The organism is Nibribacter ruber, assembly GCF_009913235.1.
Lineage (GTDB): Bacteria > Bacteroidota > Bacteroidia > Cytophagales > Hymenobacteraceae > Nibribacter > Nibribacter ruber.
Window position 1 is genome coordinate 2413270 of sequence record NZ_CP047897.1, and the last position, 24795, is coordinate 2438064.

Annotated in this window: 24 protein-coding genes; 16 read left to right on the top strand and 8 right to left on the bottom strand. The window is 50.1% G+C overall.

Annotated features, from left to right (window positions below; genetic code table 11):
- Nucleotides 1-70 precede the first annotated feature (70 nt).
- Entirely contained in the window at nt 71-1273 is a 1203-nt protein-coding gene (locus GU926_RS10115) for a glycosyltransferase family 4 protein (protein ID WP_160691476.1), read from the bottom strand.
- Between the two features lie 480 nt (nt 1274-1753).
- Entirely contained in the window at nt 1754-2746 is a 993-nt protein-coding gene (gldB, locus tag GU926_RS10120; RefSeq protein WP_232058290.1) for a gliding motility lipoprotein GldB, read from the bottom strand.
- Between the two features lie 65 nt (nt 2747-2811).
- Here gldB and GU926_RS10125 point away from each other — a divergent pair, with 65 nt between their 5' ends.
- Entirely contained in the window at nt 2812-3513 is a 702-nt protein-coding gene (locus tag GU926_RS10125) for a porin family protein (protein WP_160691478.1), read from the top strand.
- Nucleotides 3514-3629: 116 nt separating this feature from the next.
- Here the strand turns inward: GU926_RS10125 and GU926_RS10130 are convergent, their stop codons facing one another.
- The 3 genes from GU926_RS10130 to GU926_RS10140 form a co-directional block, all read right to left on the bottom strand.
- On the bottom strand, nt 3630-5234 hold the full coding sequence (locus GU926_RS10130) for an Rne/Rng family ribonuclease (RefSeq protein ID WP_160691480.1): 1605 nt from the start codon (nt 5232-5234) through the stop codon (nt 3630-3632).
- Nucleotides 5235-5458: 224 nt separating this feature from the next.
- Nucleotides 5459-6355 (bottom strand): tetratricopeptide repeat protein, encoded by an 897-nt coding sequence (locus GU926_RS10135; RefSeq protein ID WP_160691482.1) that lies wholly within the window; start codon nt 6353-6355, stop codon nt 5459-5461.
- A gap of 61 nt (nt 6356-6416) precedes the next feature.
- A complete protein-coding gene (locus GU926_RS10140) occupies nt 6417-6722 on the bottom strand; it encodes an HU family DNA-binding protein (RefSeq protein ID WP_066506288.1) in 306 nt (101 codons plus the stop codon).
- A gap of 186 nt (nt 6723-6908) precedes the next feature.
- Between GU926_RS10140 and mutY the strand changes: the two genes are divergently transcribed.
- The 13 genes from mutY to recG all read left to right on the top strand — a co-directional run bounded on the left by mutY (nt 6909) and on the right by recG (nt 19434).
- Entirely contained in the window at nt 6909-7985 is a 1077-nt protein-coding gene (gene mutY / locus GU926_RS10145) for an A/G-specific adenine glycosylase (protein ID WP_160691484.1), read from the top strand.
- 49 nt (nt 7986-8034) lie between these two features.
- A complete protein-coding gene (locus GU926_RS10150) occupies nt 8035-8514 on the top strand; it encodes a single-stranded DNA-binding protein (RefSeq protein WP_160691486.1) in 480 nt (159 codons plus the stop codon).
- A 124-nt stretch (nt 8515-8638) separates the two neighbouring features.
- Nucleotides 8639-9904 carry a transporter associated domain-containing protein gene (locus tag GU926_RS10155; protein WP_232058291.1) on the top strand — a complete coding sequence of 422 codons (1266 nt, stop codon included), beginning with the start codon at nt 8639-8641 and terminating at the stop codon, nt 9902-9904.
- Complete coding sequence (gldD, locus tag GU926_RS10160; protein WP_160691488.1) at nt 9891-10493, top strand: gliding motility lipoprotein GldD; 603 nt, start codon at nt 9891-9893, stop codon at nt 10491-10493. The genes GU926_RS10155 and gldD overlap by 14 nt, the downstream gene beginning before the upstream one ends.
- A 329-nt stretch (nt 10494-10822) precedes the next feature.
- Nucleotides 10823-11332 carry a hypothetical protein gene (locus GU926_RS10165; protein ID WP_160691490.1) on the top strand — a complete coding sequence of 170 codons (510 nt, stop codon included), beginning with the start codon at nt 10823-10825 and terminating at the stop codon, nt 11330-11332.
- Nucleotides 11333-11495: 163 nt separating this feature from the next.
- Nucleotides 11496-12416, top strand: coding sequence for a M28 family peptidase (locus GU926_RS10170; protein ID WP_160691492.1), 921 nt, complete (start codon nt 11496-11498; stop codon nt 12414-12416).
- Between the two features lie 32 nt (nt 12417-12448).
- Nucleotides 12449-12976, top strand: coding sequence for a GNAT family N-acetyltransferase (locus GU926_RS10175; protein WP_160691493.1), 528 nt, complete (start codon nt 12449-12451; stop codon nt 12974-12976).
- Nucleotides 12977-13182: 206 nt separating this feature from the next.
- Nucleotides 13183-14469: a metallophosphoesterase gene (locus tag GU926_RS10180; protein ID WP_160691494.1), complete on the top strand. Its 1287-nt coding sequence runs from the start codon at nt 13183-13185 to the stop codon at nt 14467-14469.
- Between the two features lie 233 nt (nt 14470-14702).
- A complete protein-coding gene (locus GU926_RS10185; RefSeq protein ID WP_160691495.1) occupies nt 14703-15272 on the top strand; it encodes a Crp/Fnr family transcriptional regulator in 570 nt (189 codons plus the stop codon).
- Nucleotides 15273-15337: 65 nt separating this feature from the next.
- Nucleotides 15338-15895 (top strand): GlcG/HbpS family heme-binding protein, encoded by a 558-nt coding sequence (locus GU926_RS10190; protein WP_160691496.1) that lies wholly within the window; start codon nt 15338-15340, stop codon nt 15893-15895.
- Between the two features lie 14 nt (nt 15896-15909).
- Nucleotides 15910-16317, top strand: a complete 408-nt coding sequence (gene uraH / locus GU926_RS10195; RefSeq protein WP_160691497.1) for a hydroxyisourate hydrolase — start codon at nt 15910-15912, stop codon at nt 16315-16317.
- 533 nt (nt 16318-16850) lie between these two features.
- Complete coding sequence (locus tag GU926_RS10200; RefSeq protein ID WP_160691498.1) at nt 16851-17192, top strand: zinc ribbon domain-containing protein YjdM; 342 nt, start codon at nt 16851-16853, stop codon at nt 17190-17192.
- Between the two features lie 145 nt (nt 17193-17337).
- A complete protein-coding gene (gene recG, locus GU926_RS10205; protein WP_160691499.1) occupies nt 17338-19434 on the top strand; it encodes an ATP-dependent DNA helicase RecG in 2097 nt (698 codons plus the stop codon).
- Between the two features lie 85 nt (nt 19435-19519).
- Here the strand turns inward: recG and GU926_RS10210 are convergent, their stop codons facing one another.
- A complete protein-coding gene (locus tag GU926_RS10210) occupies nt 19520-19708 on the bottom strand; it encodes a hypothetical protein (RefSeq protein WP_160691500.1) in 189 nt (62 codons plus the stop codon).
- Between the two features lie 443 nt (nt 19709-20151).
- On the opposite strand from GU926_RS10210, the gene GU926_RS10215 reads away from it, so the two are divergent.
- Nucleotides 20152-21570, top strand: coding sequence for a hypothetical protein (locus GU926_RS10215; protein WP_160691501.1), 1419 nt, complete (start codon nt 20152-20154; stop codon nt 21568-21570).
- A gap of 112 nt (nt 21571-21682) precedes the next feature.
- Nucleotides 21683-22315, top strand: a complete 633-nt coding sequence (locus tag GU926_RS10220) for an LURP-one-related/scramblase family protein (protein WP_160691502.1) — start codon at nt 21683-21685, stop codon at nt 22313-22315.
- A gap of 242 nt (nt 22316-22557) precedes the next feature.
- Here GU926_RS10220 and GU926_RS10225 read toward each other — a convergent pair whose 3' ends face one another.
- Together GU926_RS10225 and GU926_RS10230 are read right to left on the bottom strand one after the other, a co-directional pair.
- The gene (locus GU926_RS10225; protein WP_160691503.1) at nt 22558-24354 is read right to left on the bottom strand and encodes an acyl-CoA dehydrogenase family protein; all 1797 of its coding nucleotides are present in this window, start codon (nt 24352-24354) and stop codon (nt 22558-22560) included.
- A 47-nt stretch (nt 24355-24401) separates the two neighbouring features.
- On the bottom strand, nt 24402-24773 hold the full coding sequence (locus GU926_RS10230; protein ID WP_160691504.1) for a four helix bundle protein: 372 nt from the start codon (nt 24771-24773) through the stop codon (nt 24402-24404).
- Nucleotides 24774-24795: the final 22 nt, after the last annotated feature.

A 24795-nucleotide genomic window follows, 5' to 3' on the forward strand; every position in this document is an offset into this window, starting at 1 on the left:
AGTGCCTTAAATGCAGTACATACATATGTCCTCTAAGCTAACTATTTTTCATCAGAACGCCAGTGGCTGGCTACCTTGCCCCGTGCACTGCCCTATTGAAAATGGCTTCCAGGTGAGGCACCATCTGGCCTCGGTCAAACTGGGCGGCGGCTACCTGCCCGGCGTTTTGGCTCATGGTTTGCAAAGTGGTCTTGTCAGAGAGGAGGCGTTCTAAGGAATGAGCTAATTGAGCACTGTCCCCAGACGGCACATACCAGCCGCACTGGTGCTGCTCCACCAGGTCTTTGGTCCAACCAGGATTGGTCACTACCACGGGCGTTCCGGCCGCCAAACTGTCGAAGAACTTTCCGGGGGAGTTGGCCTGCAGCACCGGCAGATCTATAAACGAAACCACAGATACTGCTGCCAAAGCAAACAAGGCAAAAACCTGATGGCGGGGCAAGGGTGGCAACAAAAGTATATTGGAAAGCTCTTGGGCCGCCTTTTGTAGCAGAGGCTCATCATAACCTTGCCCCGTGAACACAAACACTATATCTGGGTGGTGCTGCAACCGTTTGGCTGTTTCTAACAGCAAGGGCATATCATTGGCGCGGCCATAAGTGCCCGCGTATAAAACCACCTGCTTTCCCTGCACGCCAATAGACTGCCTAAGCGCTTCCTGTGCTTGCGTAGACACATGGGCCAACTCTACCTCCGTGCCGTTCACCAGGGTAGTCACTTTGTCTGCCGGCACGCCTTTGCCCAGCACATACTGCTCCATGCCCGGTGACAGCGTGATGATGTGACTAGCCGATTGGTACAAGTTATTTTCAAGCTCATACAGCGGACGTTGCAGCGGCTTAAACGGCAAGGCGCCCATCTCAATGGGAAAAGAAGGCCACAAATCCTGCACTTCAAATATCCAGGGCACCTTTTTGAAACTGGCTACTCTGGCAGCAGCCCAGGCGGTGGTCAAAGGCGTAGACACGCCCCAGATGACATCTGGCTTAACAAGTTTCAGACCTTGGGTGAAGGCATGCAGACCGAAGGAGGCAAAGGCTTGCAGCCTCCGCAGTTTTCCCATCTTGTTATGGTAAGGCACATGTACAGACACCAACTCCACTCCTTCAGGCACCCACGGAAACTGGTGCGTGAGGCGCTTGCTTTCCCAGGCATCTGAAGTGATCAAGGTAACCTGGTGCCGTTTTACCAACTCCTCCATAAACGTATAATGCCGGCACGTGGCAGGGCAGTCTGGATTATGATGGTACTGATGAAACAGGGCGATGTGCATGCAGGAATGATAAACCGTTTTTGGGCTGTTTTCTGGAAATCAGGCTAAAAACGAAGGAAATAAGTAATGAGTTGGTTAATGGAAACTGTCTCGCTATGATACGATTACCTTTCAAAAACTAACAACCATGCGCCAAATGACTTCTTCGTTTAAGGTACAACAAGGCACATAAAAGCAAGCGGATGCCTGCCACTTGTAGACCAATCTGCCGCCAAGTGTTTTATCAGAAAGCTATAATACCCCATGCTGCCTTTTTTCTTGAACCTAGACTATGAGTGATAACACCAACCATGACAAGGACCCTAGGTATGGCAGCGTGTATAGGCTAGAATTTGGTAATTCTCGGCTGTAAGCCGGAAATTGATATTAGCAAAGATCCAGACTTGAGGTAGATATCGTTTTTGGGCTGTTTTGGTGAAAACAGCCCAAAAACGGAGTATCAAACTCGTCTTGAATCTAATGTCTTGTGTCTCGAAAAATCTATTTCTTCTGAGGCTTGTACTTGGACTGGTCCAGGATTTTGCGTGCGTCTTTCTCATTCATAAGCTGCGGCAGGGTCACGTTTGGATTCTTTTCCATGTATTGGCGCACAATCTGCCAACCCACCCAGGCACCCACGCGGCCCGGACAGCGGGCACTAATCTCTGGGATGTTGGGCCGCTCGCCAATGTACTTTCTTATGGTGAACTGGCTGGTCTCATACAATAGGCCCTTCTCAATAAAGTGGGCCCAGATTTTCCCTTCGTTGTGCTGCACATCGGCCACGGCTTGGCCGGTGTACCCAATAATGAGCGAGTCTGGCGTGCAGGGCACCATGCGTTCCACAAAATAAAAAGACTTGCCGTAGTCAATCATCTCTTCCAGCATGGTGCTGTTCACAAAGTCTGTCTTATTAAACTTGTTGGACACCAGCAGCATGACAGACGGCGCCAGGTTCTCCTTTTCATAGCGCTCCAGAATGTACTGCGGCGCCTGCGGACGGAACGCGGCCTTTCTGCCAATGAAGAAGTCCAGCCCCAGCACAATCAGGCTGTCAGACACCAGCAAGTCGCGGCTCAGGCCAGAGACGAAGGATTTTACCGGCGGCACGTAAAAATTGGGGTAGTAATGTTTCACGTGCTTGAAGCCGTTCTCCAGCTCCTTCTCCACTTCGGTCAAATCCCCGAAGGCGGCGTCTGACTGCTTGACCAAGCGGGCCAGGCTGGTGTCTGTGGCCATGCGCAGAAGGTTCTGGGCCAGCAGTTGGTCATTGGGATAGCTTTTGCGCTGCAGGAAACGGTCTGCAAACAAGGGCTCCTGCTGCAGAAACTGCTGCATCTGGGGCAGGCCGTTGATGGCGTAGAAGCGCTTCTCCAGTTGCTCCACTTCTATCTTTACCGGTACATTGGCAATCTCCTCTGGTATCTGGCAGCCTTTCTTTTGGCAACCAAACCACAGCAGTGCAGTAAAAAGCAACAGCAGACGTCCTTTCATGGGTTTCCTTCTTTATCTTTGGTCAAATTTACTTAACATTCACCAATACCTTCTTATTCTTAAACATGAAGATGATTCGTTGTATCACAGCCACCGCGTTTGCGCTGGCCTTGGTGTTCAGTTCACATAACGCAAGTGCCCAGGTAGAAATTGGCGTGAAGATCTCCCCTTCTCTGGCCTTTAGCCGAACCATTGCCCAGGACAAGTATAAGTTTGACGGCGAAGGCGCAAAACCAGGCTTTGGGATTGGCGTGATAGCCGACTACTTCTTTGGCGCCAACTACGCCGTGTCTTCTGGCTTGATCTATAACATCAAAGGCGGCAACGTGGCCTATAACTACTCGTACCCAGACCCGGCTTCTGTGGGCGGCACCATCACCAAAAGCGGCAAGGACGAGCTGAGCCTGCAGTACCTGGAGATTCCAGTGGCCCTCAAGTTGTTCACCAATGAAATCACGCCAGAGACGCGGTTTTACTTTCAGGCGGGTACTTCTTTGAACACCATGCTCAACGCCAAGGTGAACGAGAAGAAAGTAGACCCAGACGGCGACAAGTACACCAAGCGCTTCAACACCTTTGAGATTGACGTGCTCATTGGCATTGGGGCAGAAAGAAACCTGGGCCAGAGCACCAAGCTGTTTGGCGGCATCACCTACCACCGCGGCCTCACAGACGCAGATGACAGCTACTACTCAGACCTGTTTGGCGACGACAAGGTAGAGCTCAAGAACAATTCCTTCTCCCTGGATCTAGGCATTAAATTCTAAGTCGTTTTTGGCCTGTTTTCCAGAAAACAGGCCAAAAACGGAAGTCCTTGAAAAGAAGAAGCCCCTGTCTCTGTTGAGGCAGGGGCTTCTTCTTGTATTATAAGGCGCAGCAGATGTTATTCTTCTACCACGTCTCTGTCTTGTAAACTATTCACTTCTGAGTAAGCCGATTTCAGCTCAATCTCATCGCCGTGCTCGTCCATCACTTTGAAATCTGTGAGGGCCATGGCCGTATCCTTCATCACGGTCACCCACTTCATGTGCTTCAGGAACCATCTCCGTTGCTTGGAGAGTAATCCCTTGGTGTAGTAGGCGTGCAAGAACGGATGCACGTACAGCGTAATGTTTTTCTGATTCTGGCGGGTTAACAGATCTTCAATGGTCTGATCAATGTCATCCGTTACCAGAATGCTGGCCGAGATCTTGCCGCTTCCCTGACAGGTGGGGCAGACTTCACCGGTTACAATGTTTTGCTCAGGCCGTACGCGCTGGCGGGTAATCTGCATGAGTCCGAATTTGGAGATGGGCAGCACCGTGTACTTAGACCGGTCTTTTTTCATCTCTTCCTTTACTACATCCTGCACTTTTTGCCGGTTCTCGGCAGACTTCATATCAATAAAGTCTACTACAATGATTCCGCCCAGGTCCCGGAGGCGCAGCTGACGCGCTACCTCTTTGGCCGCAGTAAGATTCACATTCAGAGCGGTGGCCTCCTGGTCTGTCTCAGAGTTGGATTTGTTGCCGCTGTTCACATCTACCACGTGCAGGGCCTCTGTGTGTTCAATCACAAGGTAGCCGCCGCCTGGTATGCTCACTGTCTTCCCAAACAGGGACTTCAGCTGCTTTTCAATGTTAAAGTGTTCAAAGGTTTTCACCTTGCCCGTGTAATGCTTCAGAATCTTCAGCTTATCCGGGGCGATGGTCTCAATGTAAGTTTTGATCTCGTCGTATAACTTGGCATCATCTACCACGATGTTGTCAAAACTTTCATTCAATATGTCTCTCAACATGGAGGAGGAGCGTCCTAGCTCCCCAATCACTTTGTCGCGCTCTTTGGCGGTCTTCAAAGTGTTAATCCCTTCTTCCCAGGTGGCCACCATGCCACGCAGGTCCTTGTCTAGTTCTGCTACTTCCCGGCCTTCGGCCACGGTCCTGATAATGACGCCAAAGTTCTCCGGCTTAATGGAGGTGATGAGGCGTTTCAGGCGGGTGCGTTCCTCTTTGCTGACAATCTTCTTAGACACGCTTACCGTGTTTGAGAAGGGTACCAGCACCAGGTAACGGCCGGCCAGGGAAATCTCACAAGAAAGACGCGGGCCTTTGGTGGAGATAGGCTCTTTGACAATCTGTACCAAGATCTGCTGTCCTTTTTTGAGGACGTCTGCCATCTTGCCCAGCTTTTCTATCTCGGGCTCAAACTTGACTTGGTTTAGCTTGGCAGAGGCGTTTCTCTGGTTCTGCACCACTTTCACAAACTTGTTGAGAGTCTTAATGTTCTCTCCCAAATCATGGTAGTGCAGAAACGCGTCTTTGGAGTACCCAATGTCTACGAACGCTGCGTTCAGACCGGGCATTACCTTTTTGACGGTTCCCAGGAAAATATCTCCCACTGAGTAGTTGGTGTCATTTCTATCAAAATGATACTCTACCAGTCGCTTATCCTGCAGAAGGGCTATTCGTTCTCCATCTTGAGTAGAATTAATAATTAATTCGTTACTCAATGTGTTTGATGCTTAGATGAAAGAATATACCAAAAGCCCATCATTACCAAATACTTGGCAATGTGGGCTTTTAAGATCAAAGGACTATGCCTTATTTCTTCTTATGTCTGTTTTTGCGCAGACGCTTCTTTCTCTTGTGGGTAGCAATCTTATGTCTTTTTCTTTTTTTACCGCAAGGCATAGTCTTGATCTTTTTATAAGTGAAAAATATTTTAACTCTTGTGTTACTGGGCGTTGTTCATCTTCTGCAGATAGCTGTCTACAGAAGCCAACACCTCTGGGTCTTTGCTTAACTCCTTTACTCTGGCAAACGCCTTCTGGGCTTCTCCCTTCTGCTTGGTCTCTGCCAGCGACACGCCCAGGTAGAAATTGCCGTCTACGTGGCTAGGGTTCACCATCACCAGCTCCCTGAAACGCTCCACCGCCTTGTCATATTGATTAGACTGCATGGAAAGTACGCCCAGGTTAAAGAGCGCCTTTTCGTTTTTAGGGTCTGTGGCAATCACTTCTCTCAGCAGCGTCACGCCTTTCATGGGGTTGTCGCTGGCGATGTAGGTCATAGCCGTGTTGGTCTTGGCGTCCAGGTTGGCAGGGTTGTTTTTCAAGACCTTCTCATAGAGCTCCCGCGCTTTCTGTCCCATGGTCTGGGATCTATCTTGCGTGGCAGCAAAGGTGAAGGCTTCAAAATACTGGTCTGCCGCTTTCTGGTAGCTTTTCTCACCAGGTCTGGCCAGCGCTGCCTGCTCAAAGAAGTAGCCGGCACTGTCATACTTGCTGATGTTGGCAAACTTTTCTCCCAGTTGGGTGGCCGTCTGGGCTTTTGCCTGGCTGTTGCTTTCGCGGTTAAACTTGGTGCGCAATTCTGCGATTTCCTTTAACTGGGCGGGCGTAGCGGCGGCGTGAGCCTCTGCCGGATTACCTGGCATAGGGGCCGCTGCCTCTTCTGCGTGGTCTTCATGGCCCGGGTGATTAGGGTCATGCTCCTGTGCAACGGGGGCGGCGGTACCATCGGCGGCAAAGGTACCTTTCTTGTCTTTGTTTATAATCACTTTTGGCAAAAGGGCCAGCACAACAACCAGTACAATGGCAGAAATGACAAGCGCAACACGTCCTTTAGACATAATTCTCAGACCAATAGGTAATTAAAAACTCAGGTTTTAAGGCTGCAAAGATACAAAAAGCTTAGGAAACAACCGCCTCCTTGATTTTTTTGCTGTTTTTGATCTTAGCTACAAAGGTCTTAGACGGTTTGAAGCTAGGAATAAAGTGCTCGTCAATGATGATAGAGGTGTTCTTGGAGATGTTACGGGCTACTTTCTTGGCGCGCTTCTTATTCACAAAGCTTCCAAAGCCACGCACATAAATGTTATTGCCATCGGCCATAGAGTCCTTAACCACTTTGAAGAACGCCTCTACGGTTGCCGTAACATCAGATTTCTCAATCCCTGTCTTGTCCGCAATTTCTGATATAACTTCTGCTTTAGTCACTTGTTTAAACGATTAGTATTTGAGTGAAGATGAATATGTTTGTTGCAACTTGGCTGCACTGCTGCAGCACTCCGAAATCGGGGCACAAAGGTAACCGGCCTTTTTGGAAAGTAAAACATTTAATTAAAAAATAAACTGCGTTTTTATTCGCATAGTAACAGCAAACCAACACGTTAAAGACCGCACATGCCCGCTCCCACCCCCTCTTTCTTTAGTTCTGCGCTCATTCAATGGTACCACCGGCACCAGCGGGCCCTGCCCTGGCGCGAAACCCGTGACCCCTACGCTATCTGGCTGTCTGAGATCATCTTACAGCAAACCAGGGTAAAACAAGGCCTGCCGTACTACCTGCGGTTCATGGAACGGTTCCCCACGGTCTCTGACTTAGCAAACGCCCCGCAGGATGAAGTATTGCGCCTCTGGCAAGGTTTGGGCTATTACTCCCGGGCCCGCAACCTGCATTTCACGGCCAAACAGGTGGTAGAAGAATTTGGCGGTCAGTTCCCGGGCACGTACCAAGAGTTATTGAAGCTCAAGGGCGTAGGAAGTTATACTGCGGCGGCCATTGCGTCTTTTGCCTACAGAGAGCCGGTGGCCGTGCTGGACGGCAACGTGTACCGGGTGCTGGCGCGGGTGTTTGGCAAGTATGAGAACATTGCCGCGCCCGCCAGCAAGAAAGTGTTTGAAGAATTAGCCAACTCCCTCATTCCGCAAGACGAGCCTGACACGTTCAACCAGGCCATCATGGAGTTTGGCGCCATCCAGTGCACACCCGTGGCACCAGACTGCTTGTTTTGCCCTTTGCAGCAGACCTGTTTCGCGTTTTTGAATGGCTTGGTGAATGCCCTGCCGCTCAAGGAAAAGGCCAAAAGCAGCCGGCAAAGATTTTTCCAGTACCTGGTCCTGCAGGTGGGCGACCAGGTGTACATGAAAAAGCGCACGCAGAACGATATCTGGATGGGCCTGTATGACTTCTTTCTGGTAGAGTCTGAGGCGCCAGGTTTACCCGCACCTGAAGTAAAATCTCAGCTGGAACAAGCCCTTCAGGAAGCCGTGGCTGCATTTACCCCCGTTGACCAAACCTACAAGCATGTGCTGAGCCACCAAAAAATTATGGCGCAATTTTATCTGGTTTCGTTGCCAAACCGTTTAAGGAAAGAGGTTGAAGAATCAATAGGCCTGAGTCTATATAGTTTAGAAGCCATAGAGGAATTACCCAAAGCGGTCTTGATAAATTCGTTTTTGAAAGACCATTTATTTTAAGTATATTTAAAGTTACAGTTATATATTTTTGCACTTTTTGAACCAACATATGGCAAGCATTAACAAAGTAATTTTAATAGGAAACCTGGGCAAAGACCCAGAGGTGCGTCACTTAGAAGGCGGCGTGGCCGTGGCCCGTTTCCCGTTGGCTACTTCTGAGACGTTCAAAGACAAAAACGGCGAGCGCCAGGAGCGCACCGAGTGGCACAACATTGTGGTTTGGCGCGGTCTAGCCGAGGTAACGGAGAAGTACCTGAAGAAAGGCCAGTCTGTCTACATTGAAGGCAAGATCAGAACCAACAGCTACCAGGACAAAGAAGGCGTGCAACGCTACAGCACAGAGATTGTGGCAGACAACATGACCATGTTGGGCGGCCGCTCTGAAGGCGGTTCTGGTAACGGCAACGGCAGCAGCTATGAGCAAAGCAACAGCAGCGCCAACGCCCCGGCCAGCAGTGCCTCCACTTCTTCTAAAGGAAATACGTCTTCTTTCTCTGCAGAACAGGAGCCCGACGACCTTCCTTTCTAAACCTTATTGTTGAACCAATACCTTCATTTTGGAAAGTATACCATCCTTGGGAGAGCCCTCCAGTTGGGGCTCTCTTCTTCTCTTTTCCCCTGTCAGCTTCTGGTGGGCACCTTGGGCAGGCCCTTTGTCCCTGCTGCTCATCTTTCTGCCGGGCATCTTCTTCCTTACCGCGGCCCTGGCCGCTTTCCTAAGACAGCTTCAGTCTTACACCTCCGTAGATAAAAAATCAGCTGGGTTTAGCACCTCGGCAGAAAAGCTGTTGCAGCACCCTGACCGGGTATTGGGCGCCGGCACGCTTTTGTCTACCACCCTGCACCTGGTACTGGCCATGGTAGCCTACCGCGCGCTGGTACAACTCAGTGTTTCCTTTGCGCAACCATTAGCTGTTATTTGGGGCGGCTTTCTGGGCGCAGCCGTGGTTATGTTCCTGGTCAGAAGCCTGGCCCTGAAGTGGGGCAGACAGCTCCAGGCGACTGGGACCTACCTACCCCTGGCTCCAGTCTTGCGGCTTACCTGCGCACTAGGTACTCCCTTTGTGAAACTGCTACAGCCCCTGCAACAGATTACCGGCCATACGCGCAACGTGCTGGGCACCCCGTCAGCCACTGAAGAAGCTCATAACTCTCTGGACAACTCCCCGGCCGAACCCGCTTCGCCGCAGGAAAAAGGACTTTTAAAAGCCATCATCAACTTCAGTTCCATCACGGTTAGGCAGATTATGCGGGCCCGGGTAGACGTGGTGGGCATTCACAGAAAGATGCCCTATTCCGCCTTGATTAAGCAGATTCATCAGTGGGGCTACTCGCGCATGCCGGTGTACACAGAGGGCTTGGACAAAATTGACGGCGTGCTGTACGTGAAGGATTTGCTGCCGTATTTGGGCGCGCCCTCTGACTTTGTGTGGCAAAACCTCATCAGAACCCCTTACTTTGTACCTGAGACCAAGAAGATAGATGACCTGCTGCGCGATTTCCAGGAACGGCACGTGCACATGGCCATTGTAGTGGATGAATATGGCGAAACCACTGGCCTCCTCACCCTGGAAGATGTGATTGAGGAGATTGTAGGCGAGATTCATGATGAATTAGACGACGAAGAGGACCGCTACTACACGCAATTAGACGAACATACGTTTCTGTTTGAGGGCCGGGCCTCATTGCATGACTTCTGCAAGATCATTGACCCGCCCACTGATCTGTTTAAAGAGGTACGGCACGAGGTAGAATCTGTGGCGGGGCTCATGCTCAGGTTGTTCTCCAGAATTCCGCACACCGGCGAAGAAATTTACCTGGGGCCCTACCAGTTTACCATTGAAGCGGCAGACAGTAAGAAAATTAAAAAAGTACGCGTGCATGAAACAGTGGCGCACTCAGAGAATGAAGAAGAATAAGCTCTTTTCACTAATTGCCGTTTTGGTGGCCATGGCCGGCTTTTCTGCCTGTGAGCCTGAATACACCCCCAAGCCGAAGGGCTACAACCGCATAGACCTTCCGCCAGCCAAATACACCGTGCTCAGCCAGCCGCACCCGTATGTATTTGAACATTCTGTGTATGCCAAGGTCCTCAAAGATTCTTCGCGCATTGCAGAGCCGCACTGGATAGACCTGTATTACCCACAGTTTGACGCCAACATTCAGCTCACGTACAAAGACTTCAACCAGGATCCCAAGAAGTTCAATGAGTTGGTGGAAGATGCCCGTAGGCTCACCAGCCGGCACCAGATCAAGGCCTACGCCATTGAAGAAAGCCAAATTAAAACGCCCACCGGCATCACGGCCAGCGTCTTTGAACTAGAAGGAGAAGTGCCCAGCCAGTTCCAGTTCTACCTCACTGACAGCACCAAGCACTTCTTCCGGGGGGCCTTGTATTTCAGGACCGCCACCGCCAATGACTCTCTGGCTCCGGTCATTGAGTACATCAAGAAAGACGTGGTCCATTTGTTGAACACGCTTCATTGGTCTGACCAGATAAAAAAATAAAGCGCTTCCGTTTTTGGCCTGTTTTCTGTAAAAGAGGCTGAAAACGGGTTTGCGTATAGCCTCTAACTCTTCAGTTAGCCTTGCTAGCCGCGTTATTACGCGAGTATACTCGCGTAATAACGCGGCTATGCGGTTTCCAGTGAAATCACTATCTATAAGAAAAATCACTATATCGTTAGTACAATGCCAATTAATTAGGGCTCTTTGTCGGCATGGAAGAAAATCTTACCTTTCCTGTATACCATGCGCACCACATCACCTCCGCACATAGTACAGATAAGCGTATGTTTACGTTTATCCGGTAGTTATGTACAACTATAAAAAATTGAATGAAAAAATTATTGATACTATTTCTCTTCGTTACTCTCCTAAGTTGCCAGCGAACGGATTCCCAAGATACTGCCGATAAAAAACAAGAAACTGTACAAGCTTCTTCAATAGACCCTGCAAAAGCGGATTCTGAAAAAACCAGCGACACCTTAACTATCGACGGAAAAAGCGTTGTATTTTTTTCAATCTCGCAAACGGAGTACGACAAGATAATACAGGAAGAAGGTGAAGATTCTGGAATCAATGAAATTATCAGCGACTTCGAATACTATTCTTCAGAAGTAACCGACACTCTTAATAAAGCAGGATTCAAAACAATATTGACGACTAGTAAAACCTTTGCAATCGTAAATAAGCAAGGCGACAAAAGGTTTATCAATAGAGACATCAAAGAAGGGAAAGTAGGTATATTACTTTTCGACGGCACGAAAGAACCATTACTTGATTATGGTGTTGGGACGGACATTGATTATCTTTCCATAGTAGACGAATATTTCAAGAAGAAATAGCTGTACATAACACTGTGTAAAAAATATGCGTCGGCTGACGGCCTAGCACACTTTTTACACTAGCCGTTACCAAACCTAGAACACCTCATGCATCCAACTTCCAGGATTCACGGCAATAAGCCAATCCTATGCGCAGTTATCATTATGGCAAAAGCATTCTTACATGAGACTTTCCAGGCGGTATAGCGCATTCCTTCTTTTCCTGCTCCCTACTTTCTGCTATGCCGCTGCCCAGGCAGATACCATCCAGATAAAGAACCACCTCACCACCATCACCAAAACCCCCAAGCCCCGAAACTATCAGAACGTAGACCAGCTCAACCAAACGGCCAACTACCTGATAAGCGTCTTCAGCCAATACACTCCTAGCGTTTCTGTGCAGGAGTACACGGTAGACGGGCAGGTGTACAAGAACGTGATTGCCTCCTTCGGGATGGAGCATACCAAACGCATCATAGTCGGCGCGCATTATGACGTCTGCGGAAACCAGGAAGGCGCAGATGACAATGCCACCGGCGTAGTAGGCTTGCTGGAACTGGCCCGGCTCCTGAAAGGCCAGCAGCTGAACCACCGCATAGACCTGGTGGCCTACACCCTGGAAGAGCCGCCGTATTTCAGGACGGAGCACATGGGCAGTTATGTACACGCCAAGTCCTTGGCAGAGACTAAGGCAGACGTGTTTGGCATGGTGTCGTTGGAGATGATCGGGTACTTTAAAGAAGAGAAGAAATCGCAGACCTATCCGGTGGGCATCCTTTCCTGGTTTTATGGCAACAGAGGCAATTACATTACGCTGGTAAACAAGTTTGGAGCCGGTGCCTTCGCTAAGAGTTTCAGCAGAGAGTTCAAGGCCAGCAACCAGATTAAAACCAAGAAATTCACCGGTCCGCCGGCCCTGCCCGGTATTGACTTCTCAGACCACCTCAACTACTGGCAGTTTGGCTACAGCGCCCTGATGCTCACAGACACGTCCTTCTACCGGAACAAGAATTACCATGAGCCCACAGACACGCTGGAAACCCTGGACCTACCCAAAATGGCCTTGGTCTTAGACGGCGTTTACCAGGCCTTGCGCCAACTCTAGGCTTGTGTTGAAATCAATACCCTTCCGTAGTTATGCCTCTTTCAACGTTCACCATCAGACCCGCCCTTCCCTCAGAATTCACGTCCTTGGGCCAGCTCATGGTGCAGGTGTATTCCCAACTAGACGGCTTCCCGACACCTTCTGAACAACCCGCCTATTACCACCTGCTGGCCAACATAGGCGATTTTACCCAGAAGCCCGGCGTAGAACTGCTGGTGGCCGTCTCTGAACAAGGAGAATTAGCCGGCGGCGTAGTGTATTTTAGTGACATGCAACACTATGGCTCTGGCGGAACGGCTACCCAAGAGAAAGACGCGGCGGGTTTCAGGTTTCTGGCCGTAGGTCCAAGTACCAGAGGCAAGGGCCTAGGCAAAGCCTTGACGCTGGCCTGCGTGAAGAAAGCAAAAGATGCCGGGCGCAGACAACTCATCCTTCACAGCACCAAAGCCATGCAAACGGCGTGGAAAATGTACGAGCAACTGGGCTTTCAAAGGGCGGAAGAGCTTGACTTTATGCAGGGAGAATTACCGGTCTTCGGGTTTAGGTTGTTTTTGACCTAATTGGCAAGCTGTCCTAAAAATCAGCGCATTGCGTAAATACATCAAGGACCAGCTGCCGTTTTTGGCCTGTTTCCTGAAAAAGAAGCCAAAAACGAACTGCCTACTTTGCTTCAGGTTAGGTCAACTGCTTTCCTGCTAATCGGGTAATTTTATGGATATTGTCTCCTGAATGTACGCCATGCCCCTCCTTTTCTATGCCAACCAGAATGCCAACGCAACCTTCTGCCAACATCTTTAAAACGTTCTTCAAATGGTCTTTGCTGGCTATAATTGGCTATTGGCCCGTTGCCACCCTGGTGTTTGGGCACAGCAGCATAGATGAGAGCAAAGGCATTTACACCTTCCACTGGTCGGGGCTGAACGCGCTGGTCAATGACGAAGAGTTTGGATTTGCCAATGGCGAGGAAGTGGCCACCAAGCTGGACGGGGCAGACGGGCCTTACGTCTTCGGGCAAGAGCAGTTCATTGTCACGGCAGACAACAAGATAATTAAGTCACAGATTGACCCGCGTTTGCCTATTAAGGTAAAAGCTGCCAATGAAGACCAGGACTCTTTTTACGTCACGTTAAAAACCACGTACCAACCCCAGCAAGACCAGTATGCGCTGCCGGCCAAGCTCATGGCCATCTCAGACATTGAGGGCAATTTTGACGCCTTCGCCAGCTTTCTCATTAAACACGGGGTCATGGACCGGCACTACAACTGGACGTTTGGCCAGGGGCACCTGGTCCTTAACGGTGACTTTGTGGACCGCGGCGAGAACGAACCCCAGGTGCTCTGGCTCATTTACCTACTGGAAGACAAGGCGGCGGCGCAGGGCGGCCAGGTGCATTACATTCTGGGCAACCATGAGGTCATGAAACTCTACGGCGACTATTCCTACACCGAGTACAAATACCGCGAGGTGGCCAAGCAGATCAGTGGCTTTTCTGACTGGGGCACCAGCGCTAAGTTTTTGTACGGCCCCACCTCTGAGCTGGGCAAATGGCTGAAGACCAAGAACGTGGTCCTCAAGATGGGGCCTTATTTGTTTGTGCACGCCGGCATCAATTCCAATCTTCTGGCCCACCAGCTTACGGTGTCTGAAATCAACCAGATTGCCCGCAAGTACTACGGGCAGGACGCCAAAGACAAGGTAACCGACCCCAAAGAAAAGACCGTGTTGAGCAAGTATGACAGCCCGTACTGGGACCGAAGCCTTTCCATGAACCTGGTTTACCGGATTATGTACCTGTTCAGAGACCCACTAGAAGCCAACTACCACAAAACTACCCAGGCCGAGCTAGAGCAGATTTTAGCTTTTTATGATGTCTCTCAACTGGTGGTGGGACACTCTGTGGTACAAGACATTACAACGGATTACCAGGGAAAGGTAGTGAAGATTGACGTGCGGCACGGCCAGGAAAAGAACAGTGACAAGACAGAGGGCATTCTCATTGAGAACAACACCGTCTACCGGATTGACGGCCAAGGTCACAAGGAGAAACTCTAACTAGACCCTTTCGCCAGGCAAATCAAATCCTACTCATCATACTCCTGTGACCACTTTTTCTTGTGACTTCGCCCGGTGGAATCATTCTTGAAGAAACCGGCATTTACCAGCAGAGGATAAGCTCCGCTTCGTTTTTGGGCTGTTTCCCAGAAAATAAGCCAAAAACGCCTTTGCGAAACAACTGCCGCGTCTAACGGTTAGAAGAGGATGACCCCTCACCACTTTCTTGCAGCATGTACCAACGGTTAAGAGACTACCTCACGGCCAGAATACCCACAGACGAGGCCACGCTAGAAAGCATCTGCGCCTGTTTCACGCCGCTCAAGACCAGACGAAACCAACTCCTGCTCCAGTACGGCGAAACCTGCCAGCATTACTATTTCGTCAACCAGGGGTGCATCAGGTTATTTACTCTCAACAAAGACGGGTTGGAAACGTCACGGTTCTTTGCGTTTGAGGGGGGATTTTGCACCGCCCTGCCCAGCTTTATTGAAAACACGCCCGCCTTTGAATACATGCAGACCATTGAGAAGTCAGAGCTGCTGCAGATTTCCAGAACAGACTTTTACCATCTAGTGGACACGGTGCCAGCCTTCGGGTTTATTTACCGCCAGATTCTGGAGCTGGGCTTTATCACGGCTCAGAAGCGCATCTATGGCTTTCAGGGGTATGATGCGCTGGAGAAGGTGCAATGGGTGATCCAGTACCAGCCAGACTTTCTGCTGCGCGTCTCTAACAAGATAGCAGCCTCGTACCTGGGTCTCTCTCCCAGCACCTTGAGCAGGGTAAAAGCCAGGCTCTGAAAACGTTGCCTTAGGTCAATGTTTACGGGCGGGGCCTCATGTACCTTTGTCAAAAGAATAACAAAATGAAAAACCGCCTCTTTCTATACCTGCCCCTGCTCCCCGGCTGGCTGTTTGCGCAAGGCACTTCGGCCACTAAAACTACCCGCAAATCCGTTGCCCAATCCACCATTGCCTTGGCTGGGAAAGAGCTGGTAACACCTACTTTTCAACTCACGCAACAAGCGGCCTTGCGCATGCACCAACAGGTCCTTGCCCAGGCGGCCGCCCTGCAAAAGAACGTCACTTTTGCGGTGGTAGACGCCTCGGGGCAGACCATTTTACTTATCAAAGGCGATGGCGTGGGTCCGCACAACACAGAAGCCGCCCGAAGAAAAGCCTTCACCGCCCTTTCCACCAAGACCAGCAGCCTGGTCCTGGGCAGAAACGCCAAAGCCAACCCAGACGCTCAGAACCTAGCCCACCTGCCAGAGCTTTTACTGCTGGGTGGCGGGGTACCCCTCTGGTACCAGGGCCAGGTAATTGGAGCGGTGGGCGTAGCCGGCGGCGGCGGTCCTGCACAAGACGACCTGCTGGCCAAAGCCGCCGCCCTCCCAGAAGCCGGCATTACTGTTCACATTTAACTTACCACCAACTCATGAAAAAGATTCTTTTTAGTTTCCTGCTGAGCGTGCTCACAATGAGCGCCTTTGCCCAGACGCAGACGCACCAACTTTCCAGCCACATTCTGGACATTTCCACGGGCAAGCCGGCCGTAGGAGTGCCCGTGAAGCTGGAAAAGCTCAACGAACAGACCAAAGCCTGGACGCAGCTAGACCTTAAAACCACCGACGCCAACGGCCGCATCAAAGACTTTCTGGACTACAAAAAATCAGAGCAAGGCATTTACCGCCTCACTTTTCTAACAGCTGATCATTTCAAGGCGCAGAAAGCAGACAGCTTCTACCCATTCATTGAAGTAGTGTTTCGGATTAAAGACAAGGACCATTACCATGTGCCCATCACCTTGTCTCCGTACGGCTACAGCACTTACCGCGGGAATTAAGACCGCTGATACGTACTCATAAAAAAGAGGAACCCGTAGATGGGTTCCTCTTTTTTTTTAGGGCTTGTATAAATTTGAATGCCGCTTTTAGCTTCTTTTCTGGAAAACAGCCCAAAAACGGCCCTCATCAGATTGGCAAAAAAGAAAAGCCCCGGCGTAGACCGAGGCTTCCCAATTGCCACTCAATGGCTTAACGCTCGCCCAGCGTGAAGGTGCTTGCCGTTAACCCGTAACCGCCTAGCACAGATAGTATCTCCTTTCTTTAGTGAGTAGATGTTGATATATACGAACGGTCAAATATTTTGGTATGCGTTTAAATACTCTTTTTAGCGAGTAAATACCTGTATTTTTTCCACTAAAGAGCAGCGACATTACCAAACGACAGCCATCTTGGCAAACAGGCCAAGCACATTAGCCCGCCTCATGTCTTTTCTGTATTTTTGCAGGGCGGCCGGGCTGGCGTTTTTGGGGTGTTTTCCAGAAAACAGGCTAAAAACGCCACGCCGTCTTCGCTTCCATAAAATAGAAATACCATGTCTGAAGAATTGAAACCTTGCCCCTCTTGCAGTTCACCGTACGGCTACGCCACCGGCCCTGACAGTTATGCCTGCCCAGAGTGCGCCCATGAGTGGACTGTAGCTGAAGGAAACGAGGAAACCGGACTGCAAATAAAAGACGCCAACGGAAACGTACTGCAAAACGGCGACTCGGTGGTGGTCATCAAAGACTTGCCCGTGAAAGGCGCCCCCAAACCGGTAAAGGCCGGCACCAAAGTGAAAAACATACGCCTCACAGACGGTGACCACAACATTGACTGCAAGATTGAAGGCTTCGGGTCTATGGCGCTTAAGTCTGAGTTTGTTAGAAAAGCATAAGTTCTTGACCATGGGGCTGCGTTATTCTTCAACGACGGCGGTAGCCCCGCTCACCACTTTTTAGTAACTTTACAGAACGGCTTGGCTGGCGTTTTTGGGCTATTTTCCAGAAAACAGGCTAAAAACGGAGCTGTGTCTTGTATAAGTGTCTTCCGGCTTTTTCCATACCAAAATTGAGTTCTTGAAGGGCGTGGGCCCGCAACGTGCCAACCTGCTTCAATTGGAGCTGGGCATCTTCACGTACGGCGACCTCATCCAGCACTACCCCTTCCGGTACATGGACCGTACACAGTTTCACGCCATTGCAGACCTCACCGAGGACATGCAGTACGTCCAGATCAAAGGCCGCGTGCTGGAGAAGAACCTCTTGGGCGAAGGCCGGAAACAGCGCCTGTCCGCTATCATTCGGGACGCTTCTGGGGAGATTGAGTTGGTCTGGTTCAAGGGCGTGAAATGGATGAACGTCCAGCTGAAGGTGAACCAAGAGTACATCGCCTTCGGGAAGCCCAGCTTGTTCAACGGCAAGTTCAACATGGCCCACCCAGACCTGGAAGAAGCCACCGAGGTGAAGCAGGAACAGACCTACCTGCAACCTGTTTATAACACCACCGACAAGCTCAAGAACCACCGCGTAGACAGCAAAGTCATCTCTAAGATGATGATGGAGCTGCTCAAGCTGGCGCCTACGCATTTGCCTGAGACGCTCACGCCAGAACTGGTAGACCAATACCGAATGGTGTCCAAGCGCGAGGCCATGATCCAGATTCACTTCCCCAAGAACTGGGACACCCTGCAGGCCGCGCGGTTCCGACTCAAGTTTGAAGAACTCTTTTATACTCAGCTCAAGCTCCTACGCACCCGCACCAAGCGCAAAGCAGAACTGGCCGGGCAGATTTTCAGCAAAACCCCCACTCTCACCGAGTTCTATAAAAACCACCTGCCCTTTGACCTTACCGGCGCCCAGAAACGCGTGGTGCGCGAGATTTACCAGGACGTGATTGCGGGTAAGCAGATGAACCGGCTGTTGCAGGGTGATGTGGGCAGCGGCAAGACCATTGTGGCCTTCGTGACCATGCTCCTGGCCACCGACAACGGCGCACAGGCCTGTATCATGGCCCCCACAGAAATCCTCGCCGACCAGCACTACCAAGGCTTAAAGCAGTTTGCAGACAAGCTGGGCATTGTGTTAGGCAAGCTCACTGGCTCCACTAAAAAGGCTGATAGAAGAATCCTGCATGAGCAATTGCGTAGTGGCGAGATGAAAATGATTGTGGGCACCCACGCCTTATTGGAAGATGAAGTGCAGTTTCAGAACCTGGGTCTTTGCATAGTAGACGAACAGCACCGTTTTGGCGTGGCTCAGCGCTCCAAGCTCTGGCAGAAGAATCCACGGGTCATTCCTCATGTGCTGGTCATGACGGCCACGCCTATCCCCCGCACACTGGCCATGACCTTGTACGGCGATCTGGAAGTGTCTGTGATTGACGAGATGCCCGCTGGCCGGAAAGAGATTATTACCGTGCACCGCTATGACAGCAACCGCTTAAAAGTGTTTGGGTTTATACGTGAGCAGATAAAGCTGGGAAGGCAGATTTACATTGTCTACCCGCTTATTGAAGAATCTGAAGGCTTGGAGTACAAAGACCTGATGGACGGTTATGAAAGCATCACCCGCGCATTCCCAGAATACCAGGTGAGCATGGTGCACGGCCGGTTAAAGCCCGCAGACAAAGACTATGAGATGCAGCGCTTTGTCAAGCATGAGACGCAGATCATGGTGGCTACCACCGTGATTGAAGTGGGCGTGAACGTGCCCAACGCCAGCGTGATGGTGATTGAGAACGCAGAACGATTTGGCTTGGCGCAGTTGCACCAATTAAGAGGACGCGTAGGCCGGGGCGCTGACCAGAGTTATTGTATCTTAATGACGGGTTATAAACTCAGCAAAGAAGGCAAGACGCGCATTGAGACCATGGTGCGCACCAACAACGGCTTTGAGATTGCAGACATTGACTTGAAGCTGCGCGGTCCGGGAGACTTGATGGGCACCCAACAGAGCGGGGTTTTGGATTTGTTGATTGCGGATTTGGCCAAAGATGCCACCATTTTGAAAGAGAGCCGGGTGGCGGCCCTGGAGATCATAGAAAAAGACCCTGACTTAAGTCTTCCGGAGCATGCCAACCTGTTGCGGCATATTCGGTCACTGAGTGCCAACGCCGTTAATTGGAGCCGGATCAGTTAGACTAAAGTTTGGGTCTTTCTGGGGGAGAGTGGGGGAAAATACGTTTAATCAGTAAAGTAAAGTTTTCTATCAGTTGGGGTTCTTTCTAATTACTAGGGTTAAACATGTAATTGGCCTGCTGTGTCATTACTTTAGGAGTGTTTTCCTTCATTGAATATACATCTGCAGACTTGGGGGATTTTTCAGTCACTACGGCACTTGTGTTATCTTCTTTCAAAAACTTGCCAATGATTATAATCCCTACCAGCACAAAAATCTTAAAAATAAATTTCATAGGCGAAAAGTTAACGTTGATCATTCACTACAGTAAAGTACGGGTCCAGAAGGGGCTTAGATGTTGTCAGCTAATTACCTTTTTGTTAAGGATTGATTATTTCAGCTTTCCGGCCTCCCTCTGGAGAGAAGCCTACCTAGTTACGGGCGGACTCTGTTTGAGTTTTCGCTTTGCTGAAATAATTTTCCACAAACCAACACTTTATTGAATTAATGCTCTGCTTGCTTTGTTTATTGCCAACTCCGGCTAAGCGGGCTTTAAACACCCAAAGATACAACTTAAAATTCATAATTATTTAGTTGTGAATTATTTACGTTACAAACAACATTCCAAACCGTATAAACCGCAAGGGCAATTCATAAGGAAACTGGCTTAAATCCTGCTATATTTACAGCTAAACCTTCTTTGCCATGCTTAAAAAAATTACAATTATTTTTTTAGCCGTGTGTTTTTTCATTTTTGGCAATACACAGGCTCAAAAAATTAAATCGGTAAATTTTTCACTTTTCTCAGAAACCACCCAAGATCATTATAATCAACCGCTTACCCAGAAGGCTTTTGCCCTCAACAGCACAGACTTTATCATCTTAAGCCAGAAGGCACTGGGCGCTTATCACGTAGAGCGCTTCGGGAAAGACTTAAAGGCGAAGTGGTCTACCAATCTGGCCCTACTTCCGCAAGAGACGGTAGAGGCCTTTGCCAGGCAGCAGGAGACGGCGCTGGTCATCACGCGCCGCGTAGATGAAGCACAAGGCAGCCAAGCGCTTCTTGCCCGGGTCTACAATCTGGCCACCGGCCAGGAACTGCAGCAAAAGAAACTGATGGAGGCTCCCAGCCAAAGCCGCAAACTGGTGGTCTCGCTCTCTGAAGATGGGTCCAAATTGGTGACTCAACACTATTTACAGCAGGAAGACCGGCTGTTGGGCATTCAGGCAACGGTGTATGATGGCGCCTTGACCAAGATCAAGGACAGACGCTATGAGTTTCCGGTGCACACGGGCAGCCTTACGGCGCAGGTGCACGTGGACAACCACGGCAGCCAGTACCTTACCCTGCTCACCGAAAACGCCATGCGCCTGAGCGTGCGCCACTACAACAACCAGGACAATGAGATCAAGGTGATGGAGGTGATGCTGGGCGGCATGTTCCAGCAAGAGAAGCAGTACGTTTTAGACTTGAAGTTTCAACTGCAACAGGACAGCACCCTGTTTGCCGCCGCACTAATAGCCGATGAGAAAACCGGCGAGTACCGCAGCCTCAAGCTGGTACGCTTTGACTACCGCCTCAATGACATGCGCTTTGCCCAGGAGTTTCTGTTCACGCCAGACTTTCTGGCCCGCATCTCCCAAGCCAACAACCTGTCTACCACCGCCCAACTGGAAGACCTTTACTTGGCAGACATCATCATAAGCCAGGAGGGCCAGTTGCTGATCATGACAGAGAAGAAGTTTCTGGAGGCCGGCCCAGAGGGCAAGTACAAAGCTCAGGAACTAATGTTGTTTGCCTACAATGAGTACCTGCAGCCCAGCTGGCACTCCATGATCAAGAAAAACCAGGAAGCACCCGCCACCGCCGGCTTTTCTGGCATCTCGTACCGCTCACAGCTGTTTGGGAACCGCCTGCAACTGCTCACCCTGGAGACGCTCAATGGCAAGACAGATTTGTACGACCGCTCCGTCCACTTGGTGACCGGTGCTTCTTCAGAGCCTAAGGCGGCGGGACTCAAGATTGCAAACAACCAGAAAGAAGTCTATGACAAAAGCTTCACTATTTGGCTGGAGGAACGCACTTTTACCGCTGTCAGCAAGCCCGCCAAGGCAGCAAAAGGATTTAGGCTGAGCCGAGTGCGGCTAAAGAATTAAAAGGTCGTTTTTGGCCTGTTTTATCCAAAACAGGCCAAAAACGACCTTTTAATTCTTTAGAACAGCGCCACATCTTTCCCCTTTCAGCTCGTCCAATCCTTCTCCTACATCTATGCCAGAGCTCAGCTTCCCCCTGGAGTTTACTTTCAAGACGCCGTCCCTGGCCAATAAAATTACGGTAAAGGACACACAGGGGCTGGAGATATTCTCTGTACACCAGGTGCATTCTGATGTGCTGTCAGAGTCCTCGCTGCTCAACATTGACCCATTTCTGGACGAAGCCTTTGTCTATACAGATGCTTCTGAGGCCCACCTGCGCTATTCCATCAAAGCCTACCAGTCCAAGGAATTCTACGCCTCTTTCATGTTTACTGACCATGAGAACCTGCTGTTCGGGCATATTGTCAGAAGGCACTGGGACTATGTGTTGAGAGCGCATTATTCCGTTTTTGACCAATACTGGCGCCCGGTCTTCACCATCAAGGAAGCCGATGTAATGACAAGGGTGCACGACACCATGCTGGGCAGAATTCCCTTCATCAGTTTGCTGACCGGCTATTTCTTTAATCCCTCTTACTACATTACCCGGCCAGACGGCAGTCACGTGGCCACCGTCACCAAAGAGAAGTCCTTCCTCTCCAGCCGGTTCACCCTCACCCAAGCGGGCCCATGTACGCCGCATGAACAGGAACGACTCTTGTTAAGCACGATGCTGTTGGTACTCCAGGAAAGACGCCGAGGATAAATTAGTAGTTGGCGCTCAGCTCATAGAACCTTCTCAGCGGACCTTATTCCAATGCTTCTAAATACATTCTTTAGGTGCATCTTAGAATTTATCACTTAGACGAACCCCTGCTAAAAACGGTAAGCCCCACCAATTGGCGGGGCTTACCGTTTTTAAGCTACTTTGACCAAAACAGGTCAAAAACGCTTTTATTAGATTCAAGAGACGTCTTGCGTCTTATGTCTTGAATCTTGGGTATTTAACTAGTACACGTAGTCGTTGGCTTTGATCATCTCAGCGGCAATGCGTCTGCGGGCTTCTTTGGTGTTGTACGGCTCCAGTTTGGTGAAACGTTTCAAGCCAATGAGCAACAGTTTCTGCTCATCACCCGGCTCAGACATGGCAGCCAACGCTTCTTTACCAGCTTTGTTGATACGATCAGCGGCGTCATTGATGACCACACGGGCGATGTCCAGTTGACGAGATGTCGCTTCTTCACCATTTAGGCTTACCAGTTTCTCTACGCGTAGCAAAGTAGACTCAGCTATGTAGGTTTGAATGGCCATGTCGGCGATGTACATCAAGACTTCCTGCTCTTTGTCCAGGGTCATCATGAATTTCTGCACGGCGGTACCGGCGGTTAACAGGACAGCCTTCTTGAATTTCTCAACGGCCTTTTTCTCATAGGCGAACAGGCTGGTGTCCTCGTCCCCGAAATCTGGAATAGCCATTAACTCTTGCTGTACGGCGGCGGCAGGTCCCATCAAATCCAGCTCACCTTTCATAGCTTTCTTCAACACCATGTCCACAATGAGCATGCGGTTGATTTCATTGGTGCCTTCAAAGATGCGGTTGATACGGGCATCGCGGTACGCGCGGTCCATTGGATAATCCGCTGAGAAGCCATAGCCACCGTAGATCTGAACGCCTTCGTCTACCACGTAATCCAATACCTCAGAACCATCCACTTTCAAAATGGCGGCCTCTACGGCAAATTCGCGGGCGGCTTCTAACACAGCCTCATTGTAGTTTTTACCAGCGGCCAGTAACTCTTGCTCTTTGTTGTAGATGTCGTTACCGCAACGGTAAATGGCCGACTCAACAGCGAAAATTCTAATGGCCTGCTCCGCCAGCTTATGACGGATGGCTCCGAACTTAGAGATCGGAATTTTGAACTGGATACGCTCGTTGGCATACTTCACAGACAGTTCGGCAACGCTCTTACAAGCACCCAAACAAGCCGCAGCCAATTTAATACGACCAATGTTCAAGATGTTGAAAGCGATCAAGTGGCCTTTGCCAATCTCGCCCAACACGTTTTCTTTTGGCACTTTGCAGTCGGTTAGGAACACCTGGCGGGTAGAAGAACCCTTGATACCCATCTTGTGCTCCTCATTGCCTAAGCTTAAGCCTTCATAGCCTTTCTCTACAATGAAGCCCGTGAACTTGTCACCGTCTACTTGCGCGAACACAATGAACACATCTGCAAAGCCCGCGTTGGTGATCCACATCTTCACGCCGTTCAAGATGTAGTTGTCGCCTTCTACGTCTAGCACCGCTTTGGTTTTGGCGGCCAAGGCATCTGACCCGGAACCTGGCTCTGTCAAGCAATAAGACGCTGCCCACTCACCGGTAGTCAGCTTGGGAATGTATTTGGCTTTCTGCTCTTCCGTACCGAAGTATAAAATAGGCAAGGTGCCAATACCCGTGTGCGCCGCGAAGGCCACTGGGAACGAGTGCCCCGCCCCTACCGATTCTGTTACCAATAGTGAGGAGTTGAAGTCCATGTTCAATCCGCCGTACTCCTCTGGAATAGCCACCCCGAACAAGCCCAATTCGCCCGCCTTCTTCATAAGGTTTTCCATCAGGCCTTCTTCGTGGTTGTCCAAGCGCTCCACCATGGGCATAACCTCGGCCTGCACAAATTGCTGGGCCGTCTCGGCCATCATGCGCTGTTCCTCAGAGAACTCCTCTGGGATGAAAATATCCTGGGCGCTGGTCTGCTTGATGATGAACTCACCGCCTTTAAGCGTTCTAGAAGCTGATTCTGTATTTGCCATTTTGTTACTGTTTTATCTGTTAAGACATAAGACACAGGACGTAAGACTCAAGACTTTTCTTTTGCATTCTTGAGCAATCTATCCTTAAAACCATTTATCATGCGTTGTACCAGACTTACCTGCTGGAGCAACTTCTGCAATCTTGCATCTTCTATAAACCCGAAACTCTGGGCCAAGAGCAATTGTGTTTCTAATTCAAAGGCAGAGCCTCTGGCAATAGTCAGGAACTGAATAAATTCCTTATCACCGCCTCTGCCTGCTCCTTCAGCAATATTGGAAGGAACAGACACCGCAGCTCTGTTTATTTGAGATGTAAGACCATACTTCTCATTTGCTGGAAATGAAGAAGAAGCTTCATACACCATCTTCGCCAGTGTCATCGCTTCTTGCCAAATCTTCAGTTCCTTAAAGTTGTGCATGAGCGTCTTGAATCTTGTGTCT

Excerpts from the sequence above, each read along its gene's own strand:
- GU926_RS10115 (WP_160691476.1), bottom strand. The coding sequence starts at position 1,273 with ATGCACATCGCCCTGTTTCATCAGTACCATCATAATCCAGACTGCCCT.
- gldB (WP_232058290.1), bottom strand. The coding sequence starts at position 2,746 with ATGAAAGGACGTCTGCTGTTGCTTTTTACTGCACTGCTGTGGTTTGGT.
- GU926_RS10125 (WP_160691478.1), top strand. The coding sequence starts at position 2,812 with ATGAAGATGATTCGTTGTATCACAGCCACCGCGTTTGCGCTGGCCTTG.
- GU926_RS10135 (WP_160691482.1), bottom strand. The coding sequence starts at position 6,355 with ATGTCTAAAGGACGTGTTGCGCTTGTCATTTCTGCCATTGTACTGGTT.
- mutY (WP_160691484.1), top strand. The coding sequence starts at position 6,909 with ATGCCCGCTCCCACCCCCTCTTTCTTTAGTTCTGCGCTCATTCAATGG.
- GU926_RS10150 (WP_160691486.1), top strand. The coding sequence starts at position 8,035 with ATGGCAAGCATTAACAAAGTAATTTTAATAGGAAACCTGGGCAAAGAC.
- gldD (WP_160691488.1), top strand. The coding sequence starts at position 9,891 with ATGAAGAAGAATAAGCTCTTTTCACTAATTGCCGTTTTGGTGGCCATG.
- GU926_RS10165 (WP_160691490.1), top strand. The coding sequence starts at position 10,823 with ATGAAAAAATTATTGATACTATTTCTCTTCGTTACTCTCCTAAGTTGC.
- GU926_RS10170 (WP_160691492.1), top strand. The coding sequence starts at position 11,496 with ATGAGACTTTCCAGGCGGTATAGCGCATTCCTTCTTTTCCTGCTCCCT.
- GU926_RS10175 (WP_160691493.1), top strand. The coding sequence starts at position 12,449 with ATGCCTCTTTCAACGTTCACCATCAGACCCGCCCTTCCCTCAGAATTC.
- GU926_RS10180 (WP_160691494.1), top strand. The coding sequence starts at position 13,183 with ATGCCAACGCAACCTTCTGCCAACATCTTTAAAACGTTCTTCAAATGG.
- GU926_RS10185 (WP_160691495.1), top strand. The coding sequence starts at position 14,703 with ATGTACCAACGGTTAAGAGACTACCTCACGGCCAGAATACCCACAGAC.
- GU926_RS10190 (WP_160691496.1), top strand. The coding sequence starts at position 15,338 with ATGAAAAACCGCCTCTTTCTATACCTGCCCCTGCTCCCCGGCTGGCTG.
- uraH (WP_160691497.1), top strand. The coding sequence starts at position 15,910 with ATGAAAAAGATTCTTTTTAGTTTCCTGCTGAGCGTGCTCACAATGAGC.
- GU926_RS10200 (WP_160691498.1), top strand. The coding sequence starts at position 16,851 with ATGTCTGAAGAATTGAAACCTTGCCCCTCTTGCAGTTCACCGTACGGC.
- GU926_RS10210 (WP_160691500.1), bottom strand. The coding sequence starts at position 19,708 with ATGAAATTTATTTTTAAGATTTTTGTGCTGGTAGGGATTATAATCATT.
- GU926_RS10220 (WP_160691502.1), top strand. The coding sequence starts at position 21,683 with ATGCCAGAGCTCAGCTTCCCCCTGGAGTTTACTTTCAAGACGCCGTCC.
- GU926_RS10225 (WP_160691503.1), bottom strand. The coding sequence starts at position 24,354 with ATGGCAAATACAGAATCAGCTTCTAGAACGCTTAAAGGCGGTGAGTTC.
- GU926_RS10230 (WP_160691504.1), bottom strand. The coding sequence starts at position 24,773 with ATGCACAACTTTAAGGAACTGAAGATTTGGCAAGAAGCGATGACACTG.